Genomic DNA, 23,959 nt, shown 5'->3' with positions numbered 1-23,959 from the left:
AAAGACCCGGATCGGGCCCCGGATCGGGCCAATGTCCATTTTCTCACGAGGAACACTATTTTCTTGGTGCGGCCAGAAAAACACCTGCCCGGATAGAAAATGTCACCGCCCGGCATTGAAAAAAAACCGCTTGGGGAGGCCGAAAAAGATCGAACGGATAGGCTGGACCTACCCGGCGGACCAGGCTTACGCGCAAGCGTTGCCGGCGCCGGCCATGGCGATGGCGATGGTCAGACACGATATTTGTGCAGATTTGCGGCAATCGGGATTGCGTTCCGGGCAACAGGTCAATGGCGTGGCACCAGATGGATTCCGGCTACAGCCGACCCCATCGCAATGGCAGCGGCATCCGCTGCATTTCCAGACCAACGCCAGCTCCGCCGTTTCGGTTAGGCGGCTATTGATTGGTATTCTAAATGGAAATGCGAAGCACTGCGGGTCTCGGCGCGCGCCAGCCATAACCCTGTTTCGGACCGACATGCTGTCAAGTAAAGGCTGTGCTGCGGCGCACCAATGCCTCTGCTGCGCTGCGGAAGACAGGTGCCCTCGCGAAAACTGTTGTCGCAAGGTGAGATGTTTTCTGCCCGATACGCGAGCGCGTCGTGGCAAAACAAAGCAGCGGAGCGAAGGGGCGTCTCGAGCAGCCTATTGGGAATTCATCTGCGCACCGGGGTTCTTCTCGCTGGCATGAAGCGCCACGGCCATGGCGCGGTTGCGCACGTCAAGTTTGTCGTAGAGGTTCTTCAGATGATACTTGACGGTGTTTTCGGAAATGCCGGTCCGGGTGGCAATCTGCAGATTGGTCCAGCCATCAGCCAGGACTGCAAGCAATTCTCGCTCCCGCGGGGTAAGCTTCGAAAGCGGCGTATCGTTTATTTTCGAGACATCGATGTAGGGGATGCAGATGCGGCCATGTGCGACGACGAGCAGGGTGTCGAACAGGATGCAGGGATCTTCGCACTGGTAGCAGAAGCCTTGCGCACCGAGACGCACGCATTGTTTCAGGATCGCAAGGTCGTGCTCGTTTGAAAAGATCACGATGCGCGGATTAAGCTGGCGCTTCCGCAACTCGGCCAGGACCTCGCCGCCATTCATATCGGACAGTTTCCAGCCGATGACAGCGACATCGAAAGCGGGTGTGGCGGCAGATACCGCCTCCAGGAACGCCTCGCCGGTCTGGACGCCCAGGACTAGTTCGAAACGGTCATCCCGTTTGATCATATCGCCAAGCGCAGCCAGGACCAGCGGATTCCGCTCCGCGGTCATAACTCTGAATCTGTTCACTTCAGCCATGGTCGTATCATCAATCCCGGCACGTCGAGGCTCACCATACTACATGCCCCACGCAATCACTTGCGGCTTCTACGCGACCCAAATCAGTCGTATATCGGGAATCTGCGCACCAGCGCGCCGCCCTCCTCGCGAACCTCCCGCTCGATCGCCGCGTTGCCGTCTTCTCCGTTGACCGACAGCCCGTCGACGACCTTCATCGTCAGTTGGCCCACCAGGCGGAAATCCTCGGCAAGAAAGCCGCGTGTTGTGCAGGCGGGCGTCCCGAGCCTGACGCCCGACGTGATAGCGGGGCTTTGCGGATCGAAGGGAATGCCGTTTTTGTTGCAGGTGATGTGAGCGCGGCCAGGGGCTGCCTCCACGGCCTTTCCGGTAAGCTGCTTGCGGCGCAGGTCAACAAGCATCAGATGCGTGTCGGTTCCACCCGAGACGATGTCGACGCCGCTCGCCGCGATGGTTGCGGCCAGCGTTTGGCGTTGGCGACGACGTTTGCCGCATAGCTCTTGAACGCAGGCGTCAGCGCCTCGCCAAATGAAACCGCCTTGGCGGCGATGACATGCATCAGCGGTCCGCCCTGCAGGCCGGGGAACACCGATGAGTTGATCTTCTTACCGATCTCCTCGCCGTTGGACAGCACCATGCCGCCGCGCGGCCCCCGCAGCGTCTTGTGCGTGGTGGTGGTCACGACATGCGCATGCTGGAGCGGATTGGGATGGACGCCGCCGGCGACGAGACCGGCAAAATGCGCCATGTCGACGAACAGCTTGGCGCCGACCTCGTCGCAGATGCCGCGAAACACCTGAAGTCGATCATGCGGATAGGCCGAGCCGCCGGCAAGTATGACTTTCGGGCGGTTCTTGAGTGCAAGGTCGCGGACCTCGTCATAGTCGATCCGCTGGTCTTGCGGCCTCACGCCGTAGGAGACGACATTGAACCATTTGCCGGACTGGTTGACCGGAGAGCCATGGGTCAGGTTCCCGCCGGCGGCGAGATTAAGCCCCATGAAGGTGTCGCCCGGCTGCATCAGCGCCATGAACACCGACTGGTTCGCCTGGCTGCCGGAATTGGGCTGGACGTTGGCATAGGAACAGTTGAACAGCGCCTTGCCGCGATCGCGTGTAGGTCTTCGACCTCGTCGACGTACTGGCAGCCGCCGTAGTAGCGCCGGCCGGGATAGCCCTCGGCATACTTGTTCGTCAGCACCGAGCCTTGTGTCGCTTGGCAGTTAATTGTGAGAATGCGGTCGTTTCGGTTAGCCGCTGGGTCAGTCTTTCGGAAACAAGACGGTTTGTATTCGCAGCGATGTTACCGAAACGCGTTCCAGCAGATCTGAACAAAGCAGCCCGTCGACAAAAAAGGCCGGGCTCGATTGCGGCCCGGCCAAAGGAAGGTCAAAGCCTTCAGAGGGGAACACCGTTTAGCGGAATGGGAGGAAAACCGCCGAACGATTTTGCCTTTCTGAGCTCATTTAACGGCTTTGGCGACGAATGACATTCCAAAGAAAGCGCGAAACGGCAAAGATTCGTGCCACAAGATGTCACTGCAGGGTTCCATTCTTCTTGGCTGTCCAAGTCGCCAAGTAGTCCATCAACGCCGGCGAAAGACAGTCATAAGGCTCAAGTCCAACATCCTTGAACTTGTTACGGATGCCATCCATCTCCGAGGGATCGACACCGCCTTCGATTACCGAAGACACGAAAGCGGCAAAACCCGGCTCAGGCCAATTGCCGTTGTCGAACAGCTCCGGGTGGATGAAGGACAGACCCTTAAAGGCATGATCCCGTTCTACCGGACCGTACATATGCGTGCCGCATTCCTTGCATGCGTGGCGCTGTATAAGGGCAGATGGATCGACGACAGCGAGCTTGTCGCCGTTTTCGACGACCGAAACGCTTTCGCTTGGGGCCACGGCCACGACGGAGAACGTCGCGCCATCTGGCTTCCAGCACTTTGTGCAGCCGCAAGCATGGTTGTGGGCGATCCCAGTTGAGACTTTCACCTTAACAGGTCGATCTGTGCATGTGCAGGCAAGAATGCCGCCGGCATGATTGCTGTCGCCCTTGTGAAGCCCGTTCTGGATCAAAGGATGAAGAATTCGAACGCTCATGATTTCCTCCTGGTTTTACCGCAACATACGGTCTCTTGTCAGCGATCAATAGACGATCACCGAACGGATCGACTTGCCTTCGTGCATCAGATCGAATGCCGTGTTGATCTCATCAAGCGGCATCTTGTGCGTGATCAGGTCATCGATGTTGATCTTACCTTCCATGTACCAGTCGACGATCTTCGGCACATCCGTACGACCACGGGCGCCGCCGAAGGCCGTGCCTTTCCAGACGCGGCCGGTAACAAGTTGGAACGGACGGGTGCAAATTTCCTTGCCGGCTTCCGCCACTCCGATGATGATGGATTCTCCCCATCCGCGATGGCAGCATTCGAGTGCCTGGCGCATCACGTTGACGTTGCCAGTGGCGTCGAAAGAGTAATCGGCGCCGCCGTCGGTCAGTTCCTGGATAGCCTGGACAACCTTTTCATTGCCGGTTTCTATGGGATTGATGAAATCGGTCAGGCCGAACTTGCGTGCCATTTCGGCCTTGGCAGGATTGATATCGACGCCAATGATCTTGTCAGCGCCGATCATGCGCGCGCCCTGAATGACGTTGAGGCCAATCCCGCCGAGACCGAAGACAACGACGTTCGAGCCAGGGCGAACCTTCGCCGTGTAGATCACCGCGCCAATGCCCGTTGTGACGCCGCAGCCAATGTAGCAGATCTTGTCGAAAGGCGCGTCTTCGCGGACCTTGGCAAGCGCGATTTCCGGCAGGACTGTGAAGTTGGAGAAGGTCGAGCACCCCATATAGTGGAAGATCTCGCCACTATCGCAGGAAAAGCGTGTCGTTTTATCCGGCATAAGTCCAATCCCTTGCGTGGCCCGGATTGACGTGCAGAGATTGGAACGCTGCGAGAGGCAGGTTTTGCACTGGCGGCATTCCGGAGTGTAGAGAGGAATGACGTGGTCGCCCGGCCTCAGAATCGTGACGCCAGGGCCTACTTCACGAACGATGCCTGCACCCTCGTGACCGAGGATAGCGGGAAACTTGCCTTCGGAATCGAAACCGGCAAGGGTGTAGGCATCGGTATGGCAGACGCCTGTCGCCATGACCTCCACCAGCACTTCGCCGGCCTTCGGGCCGCCTATTTCGATGGTCTCGATGGATAGGGGTTTATTCGCCTCCCAGGCGACTGCAGCTCTGGTTTTCATGTTGGCACCTTCTTGAATTACTGCTGAGGTGGGCGGCTGCTTTCGCTGCCGCGCAAACAGCCGATTGATCTCTGGCCTGCCGTTACGATGCCAATCGTGATCGCGTTGGCCGGGTCAAAAGGTGCGGATCGGCGGTGTTCGCGATTAGATCCTCCGAAAGGTCCGGCTGCTCGGCCAGGACTTCGCGGATGGTTTTTCCGGAGGCCAAGACCTCCTTTGCAAGCTCTGCCGCCCGCTCGTAGCCGATCGCAGGCGTCAGTGCTGTTGCGACGGCGGTACTGGCTTCGAGATGCTTGCGACAAGTTTCTGCATTGGCGGTAATGCCGACGACGCATTTCGTGCGCAGCACATCGACGGCATTGGTCAAAAGCTCCAGCGAGTGCAGTATGTTGTAGGCGATGACCGGCTCCATCACGTTCAACTGCAACTGCCCCGCTTCGGAGGCGAGAGTGATTGTGAGATCGTAACCAATGATCTGGAAGGCGACCTGGTTGACCACCTCCGGCACTACAGGATTGACCTTTCCGGGCATAATCGAGGAGCCGGGCTGAAGCGCAGGCAAATTGATTTCGTTCAGGCCGCCACGAGGGCCGCTGGACAGCAGCCGCAGATCGTTGCAGATCTTCGAGAGCTTCGTCGCCGTCCGCTTCAGCATTCCAGAGAAGAGCACGAAGGCGCCGGTATCCCAGCAGGCTTCGATCAGATTTCCGGCCGAGACGACGGGCACGCCGGAAATCGCGCGCAGCTGCGCTACAGCTGCCGCCTGATAGTCGGGGTTCGTATTGATGCCCGTGCCAATCGCCGTGCCACCCAGGTTTATTTCATGGAAGAATGCGGCGATCTCACCGAGACGGGCTACATCTTCGCGCAGCGTCGTCGCGAAAGCCTGAAACTCTTGGCCCAACGTCATCGGAACAGCGTCCTGCAACTGCGTCCGGCCAAGCTTGATCACCTCCGAAAAGCTTTCGGCCTTGGCCTCCAACTCGTCCGAGAGCTGTTCCAAAGCTCGCTGCAACGCCCCACGAGAGAGAAGGATCGCAAGGCGGATCGCCGTCGGATAAACGTCGTTTGTCGACTGAGCGAAGTTCACGTCGTTGTTGGGATGTAGCTCGTGGTATTTTCCCCGTGGCAGTCCCATGATCTCCAAGCCTCGGTTGGCGATGACCTCATTGATGTTCATGTTGGTCGAGGTCCCGGCGCCGCCCTGAAAGACATCGAGAGGGAATTCGCCAAGGTGCCTGCCGGCCACGATTTCCTCGCAGACTTGGCAGATGACATCGGCCTTTTGTTTATCGAGATCGCCGAGCGCGGCGTTGGCGCGTGCCGCTGCCATTTTCACGTAGGCGAGCGCCTTGATGAAGTTGGGAAAATGGCTAATCCTTATACCCGAAATAGGAAAGTTGGCGATGGCCCGTGCCGTCTGAGGACCGTAGTAGGCATCGACCGGGATGCTTACAGGGCCTAGCGGGTCTTTCTCTATGCGCTCGGTTTCTAGAGCCTTCGTCACAATAATACCTCGCGTGATTTACTGAAACCGGCACTGTTGCAAAGCGCTGGTCTTTCAGTGGATGGTTTGCTTCAGGAATTCGCAGGCCGGTCGCTCTTCGGGGTGGAAAGAAAGTATCCCTGTTGTGAAGGATCGGACCCGCAGGAGCGGTGGCGACCGAAAAGGTAATGAGGCTGTTGCGGACAGAAGTACATGCAGTTTAGGCGTAGGGCTGGTTTACGATCATGACTGTATTCTTGGTTCACGTCGGAGCCGCGCAATGATTGCCGCGCGGCCAGTGAGGCATCAGGCAGCCTTTGAGGAGCGGCCGGCCGCATTGCCTCGTTCCTTTATGACGTCCAGGACGCGATCGATGTCGGACGCGGTGTTGAACATGGCAAGCGACATGCGAACGCCATCGCGCTCGGGCGAAACGCGCACATCCTTGGAGGCAAAGTAGTCGATCCATTCATCGGCTGACAGCGCGGCAACGTAGATATGCGGAGCACGGTTGGAGCGGTCGCGGGGGCCAACAAGCTTGATGTTGAGTGCATCAAGCCCCGCTATGAGCCTGTCGCCCAAATCAAAGCAATGAGCCTCAATCTTCTCAATGCCGATGTAGTTAATCAGATCGAGAGCCGCGCCGAGCCCCTGAATTGCTGGCAGGTTGAAGTTGCCGAGTTCGAACCGGCCAGCAGTGGGAGCCGGTGCCATGTCGTCAGGGCGGGCGATGAAATCCGCTGGCGGATTTTCAAGGCTGATTGCCGCCAGATACGCCGGCTCCAATTCTGTGCGGGTGCGATCCCAATAGAGCAGGCCCAAGCCTTGGGGAACGAGGAGCCCCTTGTGCGTTCCCGAGCCGATGAATGTGGCGCCGATTTTCTTTGCATCGATCGGCACAACCCCGACCGCCTGCATGACGTCGACGACGAAATAAAGGTTCTTTTCCTTGCACAGCGCGCCTATGCTTTCGATATCGAAACGGTGGCCTGCATGGAAGGCCACATACGATATCGAGATCGCCTTGGTATTGGCGTCGATCTGTCCAAGGAAGCTGTCCGCGTTGACGACTTCCGTCATGGGAATGAAGCGGACCTCGACGCCCTTCTTCTTCAGGTTCAGGAATGCGTAGGTATTGTTAGGATGGTCGCCATGGATCATCAGAACATTGTCGCCCGCCTTCAGCGGGAGAGCGTTCGCGGCAATGTTCATCGCCTCGGACGTGTTTTTCGTGAATGCGATTTCTTCGGTGGCTGCGTTCAATAAAGCCGCCACCTTGCCCCGAGTTTTCTCCATGCGGTCAATCCACACGGATTTCGGACCAGCTGTCTCGTAGCTTTCCTTTATGAATGCTTCAAAGGCGTGCTTGACGGGCGTTGACATCGGCGTCTGGAAGCCGGAGTCGAGATAGGTCATTTTCGCCACGACTGGAAATAGCTTCCTCACCGCCTCAACGTCATAATACTGCGCCATCTATCTCTCCGATTCGGCTAGCCGCATTTGTTCGCCGCGGGGTAAGCCATGTCCTTGTCGTCCGGCACATATGCGAAGTTTTCTGCACGCACCTTGTTCGTTTGCGCGCACAATTTTGTTTGCGCTCCGCGATGGCAAAGCATATGTAAAAAGCGCTATGGGTCCACCATTATATCGTTTAGCGGACTTGTTTATTCCGAAAAATGATAATAGATTGTCATTACCCTCTGGAAAGCGCTCTGACGGCGCATCTAGCACACATTGAGGATTGGGGTAGCGAGTCATAGCAAGCTGCATGCCGCCTCGCCAGCAGCCAGTAAATTAAAACACAGGATCGAATGTTGCCCCATCCGCGCTCTGTAATCGCCCGAAGAGGGATTGGAGTGCGGAGATGTCTAACCCCATTCACCAGCACACGCCGAAAGGGCGACGGTCAAAAATTGAGGTCTGGCGTCGAGCAAAGCGAGCTGGCCCTGCAGCATTAACGGGGCAAAGCGCCGCCGCAGTGTGCTCCACGAGCCCATGAGCGCATCAACTGACAACTCACCAAGACAATCGGGCCTCTAAACCTGCAGCGAAATTCGAGGATCAGGCGGGATTAAGAGGCTCGGTAGCGGACGTGTTTCTAATTGCTGTCAGAAATTTTCAAAATCGAGAGTCGATGCTACAATCAAATTTCGGGAATTTTTTTCTCATATTGTGAACCCCCTCTCTCCAGCGAGTCAGTAATGAGCTTAAACGTCAATTCAGATGGTCCCTTGGATCGAGCGTTTGCAATCCTTGACTTTGTGGCCACTCAACTCAAAGCAGTTACTGCGGCAGACATTGCCAAGAATCTCGACCTGCCCTTGCCAACAGCCCACAGATTGGTCAGCAATCTCGAGTCCCGCGGACTTCTCCAGCGCGCGGCGGGCACAAAACGATTCGTTGTCGGCAACAATCTAGTCGTGCTTGCGGGCAAGACGATTGGCTCAGCCTTTCGAACGGCACGTCGCCACGCACTTCTACAGAACGTCTCGGCAGAAATCGGCGAGCAATGCGAGATTGGTATCGTGCGGAACAATGCTGTGGTCTACGTCGACAGCGTACGAGTAAAGCCCCCTCAAGGGCTACAATTTGATCCTGGGCACAGTGCGCCGCTCTATTGTACGTCCACTGGCAAAATTTACATGAGCATGCTGCCTGTGAAGCCGCGTGAAAAGCTGGTTCGGTGTCTGAAGATGGAGCAGCATACTGACAGGACTATAACCGATCCTGATTCCCTTCTCGCTGTTCTAGAGGAAACTCGCAGGGAAGGATGGGCTCGGAGCAACGAAGAATTCGTCCAAGGTGTAGTTGGTTGCGCTGTTCCAATTCTCGCCCCGGGCGGAACCTTGATTGCTTGTCTTGGTGTGTCCGTTCCAGTGGCCCGCGTCAGCTTTGAAGGGCTTCAGAGCTTCCGTGAGCCCTTGGGCCGAGCAGCGAAGTTGCTATCAGAGACGATACTGCAGACTAGCAGCGACTTTGCCGACGACGACCCCGGATAAGCCAAAGCTGCAACAATCGTTCATGACAGTAGCTTGAACCGCCCCGGGTTGATCGGAGGTATGTGTGGATGCCCCGTTTCATGCAAGTGCCATTTGCGTCTTCGAACATGTGATCGGGTGCGGTCATGTGTCAGGCCTGTGATGCGGCGTCGAGGTGCCGCTGGCCGTCATGGAGATACGCGGATCAGGCGCAAATCAACTCGACGAGCTTTTCGCTCTTGGAGCCTCGGTGCATTTCCTGATCCCGATCAGACCGATCATTTGCCCTTGACGTTCACGACCTCCTCACATTCCGCCCATCATGGCGTCGCAGTCGCCGAGTAAATGCTCAGGCTACTGCGCTGCCATGATCCTGGTAATCCTCTTTCTTCGTCAACATTGCCCACACCGAGCGAGCCATCTTGTTGGCCAATGCCATGGCAACCAGCATCAGCGGTTTGCGATCCAGCATTCGGGCGAGCCATGAGCCGGGTCGGGCGCCGCGGCGGGAGGCCCACTGTATGACGGCCATGGCACCGATGATCAGCAGCCGTCGGATGTCCCGCTGGCCCATTTTCGACGTGCGGCCGAGCCGCTGCTTTCCGCCTGTCGAATGTTGAACCGGCACCAGCCCCAGCCAGGCGGCGAAGTCGCGACCGCGCTTGAAGGTCGCCATTGGGGGCGCGAACGCTTCCACCGCCATGGCCGTGATCGGGCCAATTCCCGGCATGGTCTGAAGGCGGCGTGTATCCTCCCCACACTGAGCTTCGCGGCGAAGGATCTTCTCAAGCTCTGCAATCTCGCAGCTCAACCGGTCGACCTGCTCCAAGTACACGCGACCAACGTCGAGGACCAGTTGGGGCATCGTTGGCTCGGCCGCACCCATCACGGCAGCCAAAGTCTTCAGATGAGCCGGACCTTGCGGTGCGATGACACCGTGTTCGGCAAGATGCCCGCGCAATGCGTTGATCAGCTGCGTGCGCTGGCGCACCAGCAAATCGCGCGTTTGGAAGACCATCGACCTCGCTTGCTGCTCTTCCGTCTTCACCGCCACGAACCTCATCGTCGGTCGTGATCCTGCTTCAGCTATGGCCTCGGCATCAGCGGTGTCGTTTTTCTGGCGCTTTACATATGGCTTGACGTAGTTGGGCGGAATGAGCCTCACCTCGTGGCCCAGCTCCTGTATGGTCCGGCCCCATTCGTGGGCGCTCGCGCAGACCTCCATGGCGACCACACAAGTCGGCTGTCGGGCCAAAAACGGGACGACCTGAGAGCGAGCCATTCTCTTCCGGAATGCAACGCTGCCGTCGGCGTGCGCGCCATGAGCGTGGAAGACGCGCTTCGCCAGATCGATGCCGATGATGGTGACGGTATTCATGTTGTTCCTCCTGATATCCGCAGCCCATTCTACGATCGCAACTCTGCCACGCCGTTGGCGGGAGGGGCATCCACTCCATCAACTCCTGAGAAGGTGGAGTCATGACAAGCAAGACGACCAACAAGTTCTCTCCCGAGGTCCGGACCCCGCGCGGTTCGGCTGGTTTTGGATCACGAACGCGAGCATACGTCGCGGCGGGCAGTTCGCCCAAAAGCATGTGTGGCGGGCGAAGATCATCTTGATGAGCGACGAGGGTCTGGGAACCGTCGCGAATCATGGAGGCGAGGGTCAAGTCGACTGCGTCTGGCGTTGGCAGGAACGCTTCATGGCCGAAGTGGTCTTTTGCGCGACAAGAGCCGGCCGGCCGGCACCGCGCCGCTTGAGGTTGACCTTGTCGACCGGATGGTCGCTCTGACTCTGGAAAGGACAACAGGAGGCTATTGTTCGTGCGATGGGCAGGGCCGTGCGTCAAGATCTGGCATGAGCACGGACTTCCGCCGCACCGCTGGCGCAGCTTTTCAACCTATCGAATGACAAGGCTTCTGCCGAGAAACTACACGATGTCGTCGGGCTACATGTCTCGTGACCTGATGTGGTGGACGGCCTCCGCTCCCGGCATCGAGGTGCCATAGTGTGGCTGTCGAAGCCGTCCATGGAAAGGATTACCACAATTGGTCTGGATATCGCGAAGCATCTGTTTCAGGTCCACGGAGTCGATGGTGTCGGCGCGGTCGTCCGCCGCAAGCTTCGCCGCGATGATGTCGTTGGATACTTCAAAGCATTGCCGCCGTGCCTGATCGGCGTCGAGGCATGCGCGACTGGACACCACTGGGCTCGGGTTCTTATGGCGCTGGGCCACGAGGTTCGGCTAATGCCGGCGTCCTACGTCAAGCCATACGTGAAGAGACAGAAGAATGATGCGACCGATGCCGAGGCGATCTGCGAAGCGGTGACGCGACCGACGATGCGCTTCGTTCCGGTGAAGAGCGAGGAGCAGCAAAGTGTGCTGATGCTGCATCGGGTCCGTGAGCTGTTGATCCGCCAGCGGACGATGCTGGTGAACGCCCTGCGCGGCCACCTGGCGGAGTTCGGTGTCGTGACGCGCCAAGGCATTGCGGGTGTGGGCACGCTAATCGCGCTCGTCGAAGACCAGGGTGACGAACTCATTCCTCCGCTTGCGCAGGCCGCGCTCCTTCCCCTGATCGGTCAGTTGCGGGAGGTACATGAGAAGATCAGCGAGCTGGACCGCAAGATTCATGCGTGGCATCGCTCGAATGAACTGAGCCGACGCCTTGAGACAATCCCTGGCATCGGCCCAATCACTGCAAGCGCGATCGCCGCGACCGTAACGGACGCGACGCTCTTCAAATCCGGCCGGCAGTTGGCGGCATGGATAGGCTTGGTGCCGCGGCAGAACTCATCGGGTGGCAAGGACCGCCTCGGCAGGATCAGCAAACAAGGTGATCCTTCTCTACGCCGCCTTCTCGTGGTCGGCGCCCATGCTGTGCTCCGGTTCAGCGGAAAGGCAAAGCGGCGTCTACCCGCTGGGCTGCAGAGCTGCTGGCGAAGAAGCCATACAACGTCGTCGCCGTCGCCTTGGCGAACAAGATGGCGAGGATCGTCTGGGCGCTGATGATGACCGGCCGCCGTTTTGAAGGCCCCGCCGCCCGTTGAGGCGGCCGCGGAGGGTGCAGAGATTGGTGAGGTGCTGATGGTGTGATGGCGAACGGTCGAGCCGGGGTCGAACAAACCCGCTCAGTGGGTGCCGCTTGAAAGCGCGTTGACCTGTCTGGGATCCGATCAGCGGACTACATCAGGGCCAGCGGCATGAACGCGCCAGAATCAAAGGCCGTATACATGCCTGCACCCGACCAACCGCCAGAAGCGCCGAAAAAGCCCTTGCCACGCGGAGGTTGAGAATTTCCTCGATCTGAGATTAGAGTCCGGGCCTTGATCGAAGGACGGACTGATGAAGAGAAAGCGGTTTAAGAGCAGATCATTACGGTTCTGCGCGAGCATGAGGCGGGCACGAAGGCGAGCGATCTTGCCCGCAAGCACGGGGCCTCGGAGGCGACGCTGTATAGCTGGAAGGCCAAGTATGGCGGGATGGATGTGTCCGACGCCAAACGGCTGAAAGCCTGGAAGACGAGAATGCCAAACTGAAGAAGCTGCTCGCCTACCAGATGCTCGAAGCCTCGGCATTGCGCGAGCTTCTGTCAAAAATGGTAGGGCCCGCCGCCAAGCGCGAAGCCGTAGCGCATCTGCAGGCCGTCATGGGCCTATCGGAGCGTCGGGCCTGCACGCATGCAGCCCAGAAAGGCCTCCCTGTTTTCCTCCGAAATGGATTCGACTTTGACAGCGATCGCTTCTAGGCTTGAGATCGAGTGCCAGTTCCGGAGCGTGAAAATCTGAATTTTCTTGATCCAATTCCTCCCACGGACGTATGGGCAACACAATTCCGATTGCTGCAACTAGCAATAGAGCCGCCGCGGCGCCTTCTAAAGACCAAGTCAGTGAGTAATTCTGAGCTACGGTGCCCCAAAGCCAGCTGCCGATTGCCATACCGCCATAGGCCAAGGCGTAGTAGATCGAGATCGTGCGGCCGACGACCCACCTTGGGCTCGACAACTGTACAGCCACGTCAAGGCCCGTCCATGCGATTACCCAACCCGCGCCGCCGAGTGCCAGCGAAATGGCCGCCACAGCGACCGACGATGTCAGCGCAAGAGAAAGGCAACATGCCGCACAGGCTGCCGATGCGAACGTGAACAGCCTGTCTTGAGACGTGATCCGCCTTAGTAAGCCGTTGCTCATGCCTGCGATAAAAGCCCCCATGCCGAAGCCAGCCAATAAAATGCCGAATACGACCGGACCGCTCGCCATCTGATCGCGAACGATGAGAGGGAGGAGCGCGATGATGGAGATGCTGGCCAAGCCGAATAGGGCTCCACGGGCGATTGCGGCTCTGATTTCGGAGGACAACGCTGTGAAGCGCACTCCATCATGAATCGCCGTCGTCATTCTTTCGCGAGGAAGCGTAGAAGAGCGAACTTTCCATTTCGTGCGCCAAATTGCACTGAGAGGTGCCAGATCACCCAGTGCCGCAAAGGCGAAAGCGATCAACGGTCCAAAGAAGGTTAGGATCACGCCACCCAAGACCGGGCCAGCGCTCCGCACGACGTTATAGCTGACAGACATAAGGGTCACTGCAGCCGGGATGTCGCGCTTGTCCAAGATATCGCCAATGGAAGCGTGCCAGGCCGGCTCATTCAAGGCCAAGCCGCAGCCGGCCAAGAAACCCAGGCCGAGTATTAGCCAAGGACTAACGCAACCCAGGCCGACTGAAATCGCCAGCGCTATGGATGCCAAGGCCATTAAGCAGTGGCCTGCAAACATCACCCCCCGACGGCTGTAATTGTCGGCAACAGCTCCTGCGAGAATTGAGAGGAAGAACGTTGGCAATGTGGAGGCAGCCTGTACAAGTGCGACTGTTAGGTCGGAAGCCGAAACCGTTGCCATCATCCAACCGATGGCAACGGTTTGCACCAACCGTCCTAGGTCGGCTATGCGTGTAGCCGTCCACACTGATCGAAATACTCGGTTCCGAAGGGGAGCGAGGATCGTTGAGGCGGGTGGAGAGGGACCTTCACTCTGCATGAGGCTGTGACTTCTCACACTGCATGGCGCGCCAAAGCATTCCGTTCCTGACATGCTGGCGCTTCCATCTCAATGCATGCATCTGGCGAGTAGTGTTTTCGAGTTCCGCCGAGCCGCAGTCTTGAGTAGCCCTCTCCTGGGGGCTCGATGCTGGCGCACCAGAAACCAAAATGACATTGGACCCCTGCGAACATTCGCGTCTTGGCTGCGTCGACCGTTTGCAGGGTTGCCATCCGCATTCGGCAAGCCTGAGCTCTTCCTTATTTTGGCCTGAAGCATCTGCCATCCGACGGCAGGCCAAGTTCCCGGCAGGATGTGGTTTGCGGCAGCATGTGTTTTCGTGAGTTTTCGACATTCTCCTGAGCTACGAGCAAATTGCGTACCAAAGAAAGCCGTCTCAGAACCACGGCCCGGGTCGAACCAGCCAAGTCGATGCCCGACAAAATCGTACAATGCCACGCGACATTTACTCGCGCCCGGAATTCCAGAATGGAAAGCTATGCAATCCGGCAGAGTGGCCAGGAGATGCCCTACGGCACCAGGTACACCTTTTAGGGGCGCGCATCGAGGCATTCCCGCAAGCGACGTTGCGGTCCGGTTCAATTGCCGAGTCCTACGCTTCGGCATTGGCACTGTCTCCACATGTCCTGTCGGGTTTGTCGCGCCCGCTACATAGTGGCGTGTGGCCCCGATTTCGTCGACGCTCTGGCTTAACTCTCTGATCTTAATATCGAAATTTCGCCCAGGGCTCATTCCTGCGAAGTTGGTACGATTTTTGATGCGCTCGTCGTGCGTCAACAAGTCGGATCCGCGCCGGTATAGCTAAAGCGATGCCGGGCATTCCGCAGACGGCGGCGGAGCAGGTAGAGAGAACATTTCGCTATTGAGAACACGCGACCACGGATGCCCCGCCTCACAGATGATCGGTGGCGCAAAACCTCAACAATAGGAATTTTTGATGATCGACGCCATCCCGCCGCCATCTCCCGGACTACCTGGGCAACGAAAACCACTTGGAGTGGTCGGCGGAATGGGAAGCTTTGCGACTGCTAAATTCCTGGAGGTCCTAGCTCGCAAAAGCCGAGTTGAAAGAGACCAGGACCACATCCCGTTTATTTGTTTATCGGTTCCCAATATCCCTGATCGTTCGCAGGCAATTTTAATCGGCAGCGACGCCCCCTTGCGGCAAATTTTGGAACGCGCGTATTGGCTAGAGAAAGCTGGATGCGGAGCAATCGTCATTCCCTGCAATACTGCACATCTCTGGGCCACAGAGATTAAAGAATCGCTGTCAGTAAAATTGATCGATATGGTAGAGATAACAAGAACTGCCATAGAGGCAACGCGTGTCAGCGAAGCACGAACCCTTCGCTTAATTTCCTTAGGAACGAGCGCGTCAATGGAAAACGGGCTTTACGCTGGGAAAAACGCGAACGACTTCGGCAAAGCGCTTTATAGGAGTCACAAGAAACTTGTAAATGACGCCATCAAGGTCATATCTGAGGTAAAGTCAGGAGAGATAATATATGCACAGGACAGTTTAAGGAGACTTGTTCAAGTTGCAAGGTCCTTTGGGCCTGACAAAATTATACTTGCTTGCAGTGAACTATCAGCGGTCCGCGGAGATCTCGCAGACGACAATGATATTGTCGACCCGATTAATATCCTTGCTGACGCTTGCATTGACTGGTGGCTAGCAGAAAGCCAATCACTTCCGGACATGTTGGACAACCGAACACGGGGTAGAAAAAGGTGATCGCTTTAGTACTAGGAAACGTCGGTTCCGACGCTATGGCCCCACCAGTTCACTTGTTGTCGGACAAGTATTTGCAGAATAATGCGGCGGAAGCCAAAAGGATGATCTGGGTTGCTAAAAACCACGACATACTTATCACCCCGACGCCTATATCACAGTCATTTCTAGATTATGTTAATACGCTAAAGGGCGGCAGCAACATCGTGCCGCTGACGACTTCAGTGACATCCACCAAGCGTCCGTTGCCGATCTCGAAAAACGACCTCGAGGCTGGCAGTCGTTTGTCCAACTCTCTGAGTTTGTTGTCTTCGGGCCGCGTTTCGTGTCTGGAGCCGTATATCGCCGACGAAGTATCTATCTGCATTGCAAGATCTATGGGGGATGTTCCCGTAACGTTTTCAAACCAGAACGCTAGGGCACGTCCTGAAGCGACATCTCGTTTTAACAATAAGGCAACATTTCGCGAATTTGCGCCCAACCTCGGCGTGCCGATTGCAAGTGGTAGTGTCTGCGTAACCGCCCAGGAAGTGATAGATGCTGTGTGCAGAGCCTTATCGGTTTCTGATAAGGTAATTTTGAAGGTGGCTCGTCACTCAGGTGGTGATGGCAACTTCGTCATCTCCAAGAGTATCGAAAAATCGTTCCAGGGCGCCACGCGTGCGGTGTGTATCCGTGAAGCTGATGCCAGTTCCATACGTGCAGGGGTTCACGAAATAGGTTTGATTGCGACAGAGAAACATCCTGTGATCGTTGAGGCATATAGCGAAAATGAGTCTTCGATAGGCGTACATTTCGACATTGGCAGAGACAAAGTAGAACTCGTAGGTGTCGCGACAATCCTGTTCAATCCAGGATACGGAGGTGCATATTGGGATAGATCGCTTGTTGATGAACTGCCAAAGGACGTTCTGGCTTGGTGCCGACGTCTTGGCAAATATGCCCGTGACGCTGGATTTTTAGGCCCCCTCAGCGTTGATATCGTTAACGCCAAAGAGGTCGGCTTTTTCGCATGTGAAGTAAACGGGCGACACGGAGGCTTCTCGTTGATCAGGGCTTTATCAAGCTCCTTAGGATTAGAAACCGATATAAAAAAAGGTGAGCGCGTGGTCTTGTCGCGAACCGCCATCCCTGTTGGCATTCGATTTCCTGATCTTCTCGACCTGCTTGAAAAACGACAATTGCACTACAATCCTTCCGTCAAACGTGGAGCAGTTGTGATGGTGGAGGGCTATGAAGATCGTGGTCCATATGACTTCGTAATCGTCGGAAGCGATCGGAGTGACGTCCAAGGCATAGAAGTCGCCCTCGTTGAATTGTTCGAGGGGATAAAGGTGGCGCACTTTTCATCATGAATTAGGGAGAAAGTCATAGTGGAGAAGGTTACCGCCTCGTCGGATAAGGAAGTATACAACCTTGTACAGATGGAAGAGCGCCGTCAGCTGTCCCAGATAAGTTTAGTCGCCTCCGAGAATTATTCGTCACCTGCCATAAGATCCTTTGAAGGAAGTATCTTTGCCGACAAAAATGCCGAGGGTTACCCGGGTAAACGGTGTGTCTCAGGTTGCGAATTTGCTGACAAGCTAGAAAATTTAGCGATAGATAGGGCAAAATCTGCTTTCGGCTGCGAACACGCGAATGTTCAGGCCATGAGCGCTACGATTGCCAATTTCGCAATAATGAATGAGCTTTTCCAGCCACTCGACGGACTAATGGCCATGCGGCTTCAGGACGGCGGTCACCTAAGCCACGGCGCCCCTTTTCATGCGAGCGGCCAAAATTTTCGATGGTGTTACTACGGAGTGTCAAAGGCCGACGAGCAGCTGGATTATGATGAGGTGCGGTCAATTGCACTGGAAAATCGACCTGCAGCAATCATCTGCGGAGGTTCATCATATCCGCGATTGATTGATTATGAGAAGATGCACCAGATCGCACGAGAAGTGGATGCGCTTCTTTGGGTGGATTTGGCGCATACCGCAGGCCTTGTGGCGGGGCGCGTGATCCCCTCTCCTTTGCCTCACGCCGACATAGTTACGACTTCCACACACAAAACCCTGCGGGGACCACGCGGCGGCGGATTGATATTATGTAAAAATAGCTTGGCTAAACAAATCGATAGGGCAATATTTCCTGGTCTGCAGGGTGCGCCAAAAATGGACTTGATTGCGGCCAGGGCATCTCTACTGGCCGAAGTACAGACCGTGCAGTTTCGGGAGTATGCGAAGGATGTATTGAAAAATGCGAAAGCGTTGGAGCGGGGCCTGATTTATGAAGGCGTTACGCTCGTTTCGGGCGGCACTTCCTCTCATCTACTGCTTATTAATTTGCTGAGCTGTGGGACGAACGGTAGTCAAATTGAAAAGGCGTTGCTTCAGGCTCAGGTCGTTACGAATAAAAATCCGATCCCGTTTGACACCCTTCCACCATCTAAGGCGGGCGGGCTGAGGATCGGTAGTGCCGCCATGACAACGCGAGGATTCAATGAAGAGCAGTTCTTTGAGGTCGGTGGAATGATCGGGAAAGTAGTTATGTCCGAGGGTAATCATGATAGAGTCGAAGAGTTGAGGTCTTTTGTTGAGCAAAACACTCAGGGACTTCCATTGTTTAATCGGAAGTGGGTGGCGTAGTGGGCGTAAAGCCGTCGAGTAGAATTGGATGACATAGCGCTTGCAAGGCTCTCGGCTGGGTCGGCGACGGCGCTGCGGTCCGGGCTATCGGGCTCACCTGCTTACTGGCATATGGAACTCCGGAGCGGCGCTCCTGACGGTGTGGCTGCACAGGGTTTCATCCCGTTGGCGATTTCGCAGCTGGTGGCACGGCCTAGTCAGGCGGCGTCGCAACCTCGGTCTGACGATGACATGCGGATGGAAGATTGGCTGTGAATGGCGGTAGCGAGTGCATGTTAGCAGGCGGCCCAATCGCACGCCCCGTTAGCTCTGCAGGTATTGCAGCCGGGTCTGCGCCTCTAATATTAGCATGAGGAAAGCAACGATGACTGACCGAAACGCACTAGATAGCGGAGAGGAGTTCGCGATCTTCAACCAACGCGAGTCCGAAGTGCGCAGCTATGCCCGAAGCTTTCCTGTAGTCTTCGGAACGGCACGAGGATCCCAACTGTTTGCGCGCGATGGGACAGGCTATCTCGACTTTCTCATGGGTTGCTCAAGCTTGAACTATGGGCACAACCCTCCGGAGCTGAAGTCTGCGCTCGTAGACTATATTGCGAGTGACGGCATCACCCATGGCTTGGATCTGTATAACGAAGCCAAGGAGTCCTTTCTGCGAGAATTCCACGAGACGATCCTTCGGCCGCGACAACTAGACTACGTCGTACAGTTTCCAGGTCCGACCGGCGCGAACGCGGTCGAGGCTGCTCTCAAGCTAGCGCGCAAGATCACTGGTCGGCCCAACATCATAGCCTTCACCAATGGCTTTCATGGTGTGAGCCTTGGCGCTCTCTCCTGCACCGGCAACCGATATCACCGCGCAGCCGCTGGCCAGCTGCTCGGCGGCGTGACGCGGCTACCCTATGACGGCTATCTTGGGTCCAGTGTAGACACCGCCGAGTACCTTGATCACCTGCTCTCCGATCCCTCCAGCGGCGTGGACGCCCCGGCGGCGGTGATTGTCGAGACAGTTCAGGGCGAAGGCGGCCTGAATGTCGCCGGGCCGGGATGGCTGCGCAAAGTAGCAGCCATTGCGCGCAGATACGGAGCTCTGCTGATCGTCGATGACATTCAGGCGGGTGTTGGCCGGACCGATGCATTTTTCAGCTTCGAAGCTTCGGGTGTCCGTCCGGACATCGTTACGATGGCGAAATCGATATCGGGCTATGGCCTGCCTATGGCCCTCGTTCTTATTGACCGACAACTCGACAAGTGGGAGCCCGGAGAGCACAACGGAACGTTCCGCGGCAACTGCCATGCTTTTGTCACCGCTCGCGCAGCCCTTGAGCACTTCTGGCGGACAGACAGCTTTGCGGCATCCGTCGAGGAGAAAAGCAATCTGCTGAAAAGCCGCCTTGAGCAGATCGCGCAGAAATACGACCCAAGCCGCGTGTCAGCCAAGGGTCGTGGCATGATGCGGGGCATAGATCTGAGGTTTGGTGAGACTGCCCGTCAGGTCGTCAGGACCGCCTTCCAGAAGGGCCTCATCGTCGAGACCGCCGGTCCCAAAGACGAGGTCGTGAAATGTCTGCCGCCCCTCGTCATTGGGGAGGATCAGCTTAACCAAGGCCTCGACATCCTCGAGCACGCCATTGAAAGGGTGATCGGTAGCGCAGTGAACACAGCAGCGTAAGAGGTGAATCATGATCGTCCGGAATCTCAATGAAGAGAAACTGACAGCCCGGCGTGTTGAGAGGTCGATCTGGGAAAGCGTGCGGTTGCTCCTGAAGAGCGATTCTTGTCAAGCGAAGTGAGGAATTGACCCCTCCTATTTGCGTATTCCGACGAAGCCGGCCATCGATTCCGATTTGAAGCCGGCCGGTCATTCTGATTTCAATCCGGCCGGTGTTCCGATTTGAAGCCGGCCATTTTTCGGACTGATCCTGGGTCTCGTTGATGTTTGGATTGGGTTTCGTTTCAGGTCAAGCTTGAGCTGTTTCAGACGCTCTTGGCGAGCGCTGTTTTCGCATGCTTTCACCGGTGAGATCGATGCGATAGGCGTTGTGAACGAGGCGGTCCAGGATGGCATCGGCCAGAGTTGGGTTTGCAATGATCTCGTACCAGCGATCCAGAGGCAGCTGACTGGTGACGATTGTCGATCGGCGTTCGTAGCGGTCTTCAATGATCTCAAGCACATCACGCCGCTGGTCATCATTGAGTTTTTCCGGTCCCCAGTCATCGAGAATGAGAAGGTCGGTTTTGGCAAGTTGCTTGAGGATCCGGCCATAACGTCCGTCGCCTCTGGCAAGGGCAAGAGTTGCAAACAGCCTGGGAACGCGGTGATAGGCGACGGAGAAGTCTTCGCGGCAGGCCTTGTGGCCGAGAGCGCAGGCCAGCCAGCTCTTGCCCACGCCCGCCGGCCCGGTGATGAGAAGACTGTGATGCTTTCTGATCCAGTCGCAGCCGGCGAGCGCCATGAACAGATTGCGGTCAAGACCGCGTGCGGCACGGAAGTCGGCATTCTCGATCTGTGCGTCATGGCGCAGCTTTGCAGCCCTGGCGCGGGCTTCGAAACGCTTCTGGCGGCGCATGGTAGCCTCGCGCTCAAGCAGCATGGCAAGCCATTCGCCATGCTCGAGGCCGCGTGCTTCGGATTGTGCGTCGAGCTCCTGGAAGGCGGTGGCCATGCCATGAAGGCCGAGTTCGCGCAGCATGTCGATGGTGGGATGGATAAGCATTGGTGTGTCTCCTCAATGAAAGTAATCAGGGCCACGCAGATTGGCGTGATCGACGATGGCGGTCGGTTCGGTGGAATGCCTTGCGGCCTTGTGATTGGCGATAAGCGAGGCAATGCTCTTGCAGTTCAGGCCACCGATCTCGACAGCGCGGGCTGACACAGCTTCGGCGCGATCGCGTGTGACATCGCGAAACAGGCGCAGGACACCCAGGCATGTTCGAAAGCCTTGTTCAGGATGTGGGCGGCTGGCGAGGATTGCGACAATCAAGCCTTCCGTCTCGGGGCCGACGGATGCGGCCCAGCGACGGAAGCGATCTGGCGTCCACTCGGCATAGCGCCGGTGGGAGCTGGGCATGTGATCCGGATCGGTTCCATGGCGAGGACCGCCATAGCGGCGCTGATGCACCGCGACGCGCTTGCCGCGGTGGAAGATCTCGATGGTGCGTGCCGTTGCTCTCAGATCGACCTGCTGGCGAATGAGGCTGTGCGGCACGGAATAAAAGAAGGTCTTGAACTCGACGTGGTAATCCGTCGAGACGCGGGCCAAACGCCATTCGGCAAACTCGTAATCCTCCAGTGGAAGACTGGCCAAAGCCGGGCGCTCGACACTCTCGAACAGCTGCCGGCGACTGACGCCCAGCCGGCGCATGACGTGATCATTGATGCGATCGAGTGCCTGGCGAATGGCGGCATTGGCCTCGGCCAGCGAGAAGAAGGTCTGATTGCGCATCCGCCCCAGAATGCATGATTGGGCGAAGCGGACGCCGTTCTCGACTTTGGATTTGTCCTTCGGCCGTCGCGGCCGTGCCGGCAGGACACCGACACCATAGTGGGATGCCATCATGCCGTAGCTGCGGTTGATCTCGGGATCGTAGAAACTGGCGCGGCTGACGCCAGACTTCAAATTGTCGGGAACGACCAACCGGGGAACGCCTCCGAAGAAACGAAACATCCGAACATGCGAGCCGATCCAGTCGGGAAGTGTTTGTGTCCATGTTGCTTCAGCATAGGTGAAGCTGGATGCGCCGAGCACTGCCACGAAGATCTCTGCCTCGCGGATCTCACCGGTCTTGCGATCAACAATCGGGATCTTCTTGCCGGAATAGTCGACGAAGACCTTGTCGCCGGCCGCATGCTCCTGGCGCATCGTCGCGAAAGCCGCTGCTCGAAACTGCGAAAGAGTTCGCAGAAGCGACTGTAGCCGTATCCTTCGGGATGCGACCCACGATACTCCTCCCAGAGGATGAGCAAGGTGACACCGGGCTTCTTGAGCTCGACGGCAAGATCGGCCCAGTTTGGTTCTGTGCGTCTTCTCGTGCCCTGTTTGACGCCGTTGCGAGTGAAGAGTTTGTTCTCGAGCGCATCGTCGGTCAGTTCGCCCGGCAAGGGCCAGCTCAATCCAACCGCCGCTGCGCGCTGCAGATTATCCTGCACCGTGCTGCGCGCTATTCCCAAGACGACGGCAATCTCGCGGGAGCTGGTCCCGCTTCCGGCAAGCCGCAGCATTTGTCGTAACTGTCTCATGGTCAGCCTTCTCTTTGCCGGCATCAAAATCTCCCCGTTCATCGCGGGGCATTTGATGCCAAAGTTGCTGACCCAGGAGGTAATGTTCAGTGCCGAAAACTGGCCGACTTTTGATTGGAATGGTGGCCGGCTTCAAATCGGAATGGTGGCCGGTCTTTGATCGGAATGGCGGCCGGCTTCACGTCGGAATCCGCATCCTATTGCCTCACCGAGGAATGTTACCGAACGCGATAGGGCCGACGTGGGCCCTTTCTCCATCCGTCGCGGCGGAGGGAGATAGCGGCCAGCTCTTCATCCAACCGCCATCGAGGATGATCAGCCCAGCCATTTCCATGCGCCAGACCTTCACAAGCCGTTGCACCATTCTCAGGTTATTTTCCTTGAAGCGCGAGGGGTCGATCTTTGTCAGGCGTTGCAACACACTTGCTGCCGAGAGCGCCGGCTCTTCCTCGAGCCATCCCTTGATCTGCGCCTCGAACGGCTCGTACATGCTGGGTCTCTTCGGATAGGGTTTGGTCCGCCGATACGGCCGCCGATGCGTTGGTCGGGTCTCGCCACTCTTCCAGGCCGTCTTCAGATTCGCGGCGAAGCGCTGGAGATCGATAACGGCCGGCTCCTCAATCTTCGTATTCAGGCCACGACGATCGACCCGCCGCCCAAGCTCCTCCTGCGCGGCGCGGATGCCAGCAAACAGCAGCACGGGATCGGCGGTTTCCATCATCGCCTGGAGCCGCTGCTTGTCGGCCTCGGCCACACCCGGATGTGCAAGGACACGGGCCGCAGGCGGAACTGGCGGATGATAGCGCTTGATCACACGAGCGCCGATCCGCGTCTTCTCCTGAAGCTTGAATGACGGTTGGAACAGATTGCCGTAAAGCCGCACGACAGCATAAAGTTTACCAAGCGCGGCCGTCGCCTCCGCGCCGACAAACCGACCATACCCCACCAGGCGACGCACGATGGCGCCATTCTTCTGCTCCACATGCGCCTGGTCATTCTTTCGATAGGCGCGCGAGCGCGTCACTTCCAGTTCCTCACTGCGGCACCAGGAGACGACGAACTCGTTCATGAAGGCGCTGTCGTTGTCGAAATCTACGCCGAGCAGGGGGAAGGGAAAGAACGAGCGGGCCTGCTTGATCGCCACAATCACATTGCCGCTGTCGCGCGTGCGGACCGGAACGCATTCAGTCCACCCCGTGGCAATATCGGTCAACACCATCGTCTGCACAAAGCTGCCGGACGAAGATGTGCCGGAATGCGCCACGAAATCGACCTCGACGTA

General features: G+C 57.2%; 14 protein-coding genes and 6 pseudogenes. 9 read left to right on the top strand and 11 right to left on the bottom strand.

Annotated elements, in window-relative coordinates; genetic code table 11:
- Nucleotides 1–645: 645 nt before the first annotated feature.
- The 6 genes and pseudogenes from NKI08_RS26150 to NKI08_RS26125 form a co-directional block, all read right to left on the bottom strand.
- Nucleotides 646–1,266, bottom strand: a complete 621-nt coding sequence (locus tag NKI08_RS26150) for a response regulator transcription factor (RefSeq protein ID WP_352773312.1) — start codon at nt 1,264–1,266, stop codon at nt 646–648.
- 110 nt (nt 1,267–1,376) lie between these two features.
- Nucleotides 1,377–2,502 (bottom strand): annotated as a pseudogene (gene glyA, locus NKI08_RS26145) (serine hydroxymethyltransferase); the annotation flags it as partial.
- Nucleotides 2,503–2,827: 325 nt separating this feature from the next.
- The gene (gfa, locus tag NKI08_RS26140; RefSeq protein ID WP_352773309.1) at nt 2,828–3,397 is read right to left on the bottom strand and encodes an S-(hydroxymethyl)glutathione synthase; all 570 of its coding nucleotides are present in this window, start codon (nt 3,395–3,397) and stop codon (nt 2,828–2,830) included.
- Between the two features lie 45 nt (nt 3,398–3,442).
- Nucleotides 3,443–4,555 carry an S-(hydroxymethyl)glutathione dehydrogenase/class III alcohol dehydrogenase gene (locus NKI08_RS26135; RefSeq protein ID WP_352773306.1) on the bottom strand — a complete coding sequence of 371 codons (1,113 nt, stop codon included), beginning with the start codon at nt 4,553–4,555 and terminating at the stop codon, nt 3,443–3,445.
- An 82-nt stretch (nt 4,556–4,637) separates the two neighbouring features.
- Nucleotides 4,638–6,068, bottom strand: coding sequence for an aspartate ammonia-lyase (locus NKI08_RS26130; RefSeq protein WP_502899673.1), 1,431 nt, complete (start codon nt 6,066–6,068; stop codon nt 4,638–4,640).
- A 279-nt stretch (nt 6,069–6,347) separates the two neighbouring features.
- Entirely contained in the window at nt 6,348–7,514 is a 1,167-nt protein-coding gene (locus tag NKI08_RS26125; protein WP_352773302.1) for an aminotransferase class V-fold PLP-dependent enzyme, read from the bottom strand.
- 728 nt (nt 7,515–8,242) lie between these two features.
- Between NKI08_RS26125 and NKI08_RS26120 the strand changes: the two genes are divergently transcribed.
- Nucleotides 8,243–9,040 carry an IclR family transcriptional regulator gene (locus NKI08_RS26120; RefSeq protein ID WP_352773299.1) on the top strand — a complete coding sequence of 266 codons (798 nt, stop codon included), beginning with the start codon at nt 8,243–8,245 and terminating at the stop codon, nt 9,038–9,040.
- 328 nt (nt 9,041–9,368) lie between these two features.
- Here NKI08_RS26120 and NKI08_RS26115 read toward each other — a convergent pair whose 3' ends face one another.
- The gene (locus NKI08_RS26115; protein WP_352773297.1) at nt 9,369–10,397 is read right to left on the bottom strand and encodes an IS110 family RNA-guided transposase; all 1,029 of its coding nucleotides are present in this window, start codon (nt 10,395–10,397) and stop codon (nt 9,369–9,371) included.
- A 205-nt stretch (nt 10,398–10,602) separates the two neighbouring features.
- Between NKI08_RS26115 and NKI08_RS26110 the strand changes: the two are divergent.
- The 3 pseudogenes from NKI08_RS26110 to NKI08_RS26100 all read left to right on the top strand — a co-directional run.
- A pseudogene (locus NKI08_RS26110) lies at nt 10,603–10,980 on the top strand (transposase); the annotation flags it as partial.
- A gap of 69 nt (nt 10,981–11,049) precedes the next feature.
- Nucleotides 11,050–12,071: pseudogene (locus NKI08_RS26105) on the top strand (IS110 family RNA-guided transposase).
- A 321-nt stretch (nt 12,072–12,392) separates the two neighbouring features.
- Nucleotides 12,393–12,697, top strand: a pseudogene (locus NKI08_RS26100) (transposase); the annotation flags it as partial.
- On the opposite strand, the pseudogene NKI08_RS26095 reads toward NKI08_RS26100, so the two are convergent.
- Nucleotides 12,695–14,054 (bottom strand): annotated as a pseudogene (locus tag NKI08_RS26095) (MFS transporter); the annotation flags it as partial. The pseudogenes NKI08_RS26100 and NKI08_RS26095 overlap by 3 nt on opposite strands.
- Nucleotides 14,055–15,012: 958 nt before the next feature.
- On the opposite strand from NKI08_RS26095, the gene NKI08_RS26090 reads away from it, so the two are divergent.
- The 4 genes from NKI08_RS26090 to ectB all read left to right on the top strand — a co-directional run bounded on the left by NKI08_RS26090 (nt 15,013) and on the right by ectB (nt 20,109).
- The gene (locus tag NKI08_RS26090) at nt 15,013–15,810 is read left to right on the top strand and encodes an aspartate/glutamate racemase family protein (protein WP_352773294.1); all 798 of its coding nucleotides are present in this window, start codon (nt 15,013–15,015) and stop codon (nt 15,808–15,810) included.
- A 71-nt stretch (nt 15,811–15,881) separates the two neighbouring features.
- Nucleotides 15,882–17,162 carry a preATP grasp domain-containing protein gene (locus NKI08_RS26085; protein ID WP_352773291.1) on the top strand — a complete coding sequence of 427 codons (1,281 nt, stop codon included), beginning with the start codon at nt 15,882–15,884 and terminating at the stop codon, nt 17,160–17,162.
- An 18-nt stretch (nt 17,163–17,180) separates the two neighbouring features.
- Nucleotides 17,181–18,437, top strand: a complete 1,257-nt coding sequence (gene glyA / locus NKI08_RS26080; protein WP_352773288.1) for a serine hydroxymethyltransferase — start codon at nt 17,181–17,183, stop codon at nt 18,435–18,437.
- 364 nt (nt 18,438–18,801) lie between these two features.
- Entirely contained in the window at nt 18,802–20,109 is a 1,308-nt protein-coding gene (gene ectB / locus NKI08_RS26075; protein WP_352773285.1) for a diaminobutyrate--2-oxoglutarate transaminase, read from the top strand.
- Between the two features lie 289 nt (nt 20,110–20,398).
- On the opposite strand, the gene istB is transcribed toward ectB, so the two are convergent.
- Nucleotides 20,399–21,154 (bottom strand): IS21-like element helper ATPase IstB, encoded by a 756-nt coding sequence (istB, locus tag NKI08_RS26070; protein ID WP_125007203.1) that lies wholly within the window; start codon nt 21,152–21,154, stop codon nt 20,399–20,401.
- Between the two features lie 12 nt (nt 21,155–21,166).
- Nucleotides 21,167–22,677, bottom strand: a pseudogene (gene istA, locus NKI08_RS26065) (IS21 family transposase).
- Between istA and NKI08_RS34750 the strand changes: the two are divergent.
- On the top strand, nt 22,676–22,837 hold the full coding sequence (locus NKI08_RS34750) for a hypothetical protein (RefSeq protein WP_189556919.1): 162 nt from the start codon (nt 22,676–22,678) through the stop codon (nt 22,835–22,837). The pseudogene istA and the gene NKI08_RS34750 sit on opposite strands and share 2 nt — an antisense overlap.
- A gap of 45 nt (nt 22,838–22,882) precedes the next feature.
- Here the strand turns inward: NKI08_RS34750 and NKI08_RS26060 are convergent.
- The coding region (locus tag NKI08_RS26060) for an integrase catalytic domain-containing protein (protein WP_352773282.1) at nt 22,883–23,959 on the bottom strand (1,077 nt) is incomplete at its 5' end.

This window comes from Mesorhizobium sp. M0768 (genome assembly GCF_040320195.1).
In the GTDB taxonomy this organism is placed as follows: domain Bacteria; phylum Pseudomonadota; class Alphaproteobacteria; order Rhizobiales; family Rhizobiaceae; genus Mesorhizobium.
The sequence above is the reverse complement of the archived record's forward strand: the minus strand, read 5'-3'. Positions and strand labels throughout refer to the sequence as shown.

Excerpts from the sequence above, each read along its gene's own strand:
- NKI08_RS26150 (WP_352773312.1), bottom strand. The coding sequence starts at position 1,266 with ATGACCGCGGAGCGGAATCCGCTGGTCCTGGCTGCGCTTGGCGATATG.
- gfa (WP_352773309.1), bottom strand. The coding sequence starts at position 3,397 with ATGAGCGTTCGAATTCTTCATCCTTTGATCCAGAACGGGCTTCACAAG.
- NKI08_RS26135 (WP_352773306.1), bottom strand. The coding sequence starts at position 4,555 with ATGAAAACCAGAGCTGCAGTCGCCTGGGAGGCGAATAAACCCCTATCC.
- NKI08_RS26125 (WP_352773302.1), bottom strand. The coding sequence starts at position 7,514 with ATGGCGCAGTATTATGACGTTGAGGCGGTGAGGAAGCTATTTCCAGTC.
- NKI08_RS26120 (WP_352773299.1), top strand. The coding sequence starts at position 8,243 with ATGAGCTTAAACGTCAATTCAGATGGTCCCTTGGATCGAGCGTTTGCA.
- NKI08_RS26115 (WP_352773297.1), bottom strand. The coding sequence starts at position 10,397 with ATGAATACCGTCACCATCATCGGCATCGATCTGGCGAAGCGCGTCTTC.
- NKI08_RS26090 (WP_352773294.1), top strand. The coding sequence starts at position 15,013 with ATGATCGACGCCATCCCGCCGCCATCTCCCGGACTACCTGGGCAACGA.
- ectB (WP_352773285.1), top strand. The coding sequence starts at position 18,802 with ATGACTGACCGAAACGCACTAGATAGCGGAGAGGAGTTCGCGATCTTC.
- istB (WP_125007203.1), bottom strand. The coding sequence starts at position 21,154 with ATGCTTATCCATCCCACCATCGACATGCTGCGCGAACTCGGCCTTCAT.
- NKI08_RS34750 (WP_189556919.1), top strand. The coding sequence starts at position 22,676 with ATGGTCAGCCTTCTCTTTGCCGGCATCAAAATCTCCCCGTTCATCGCG.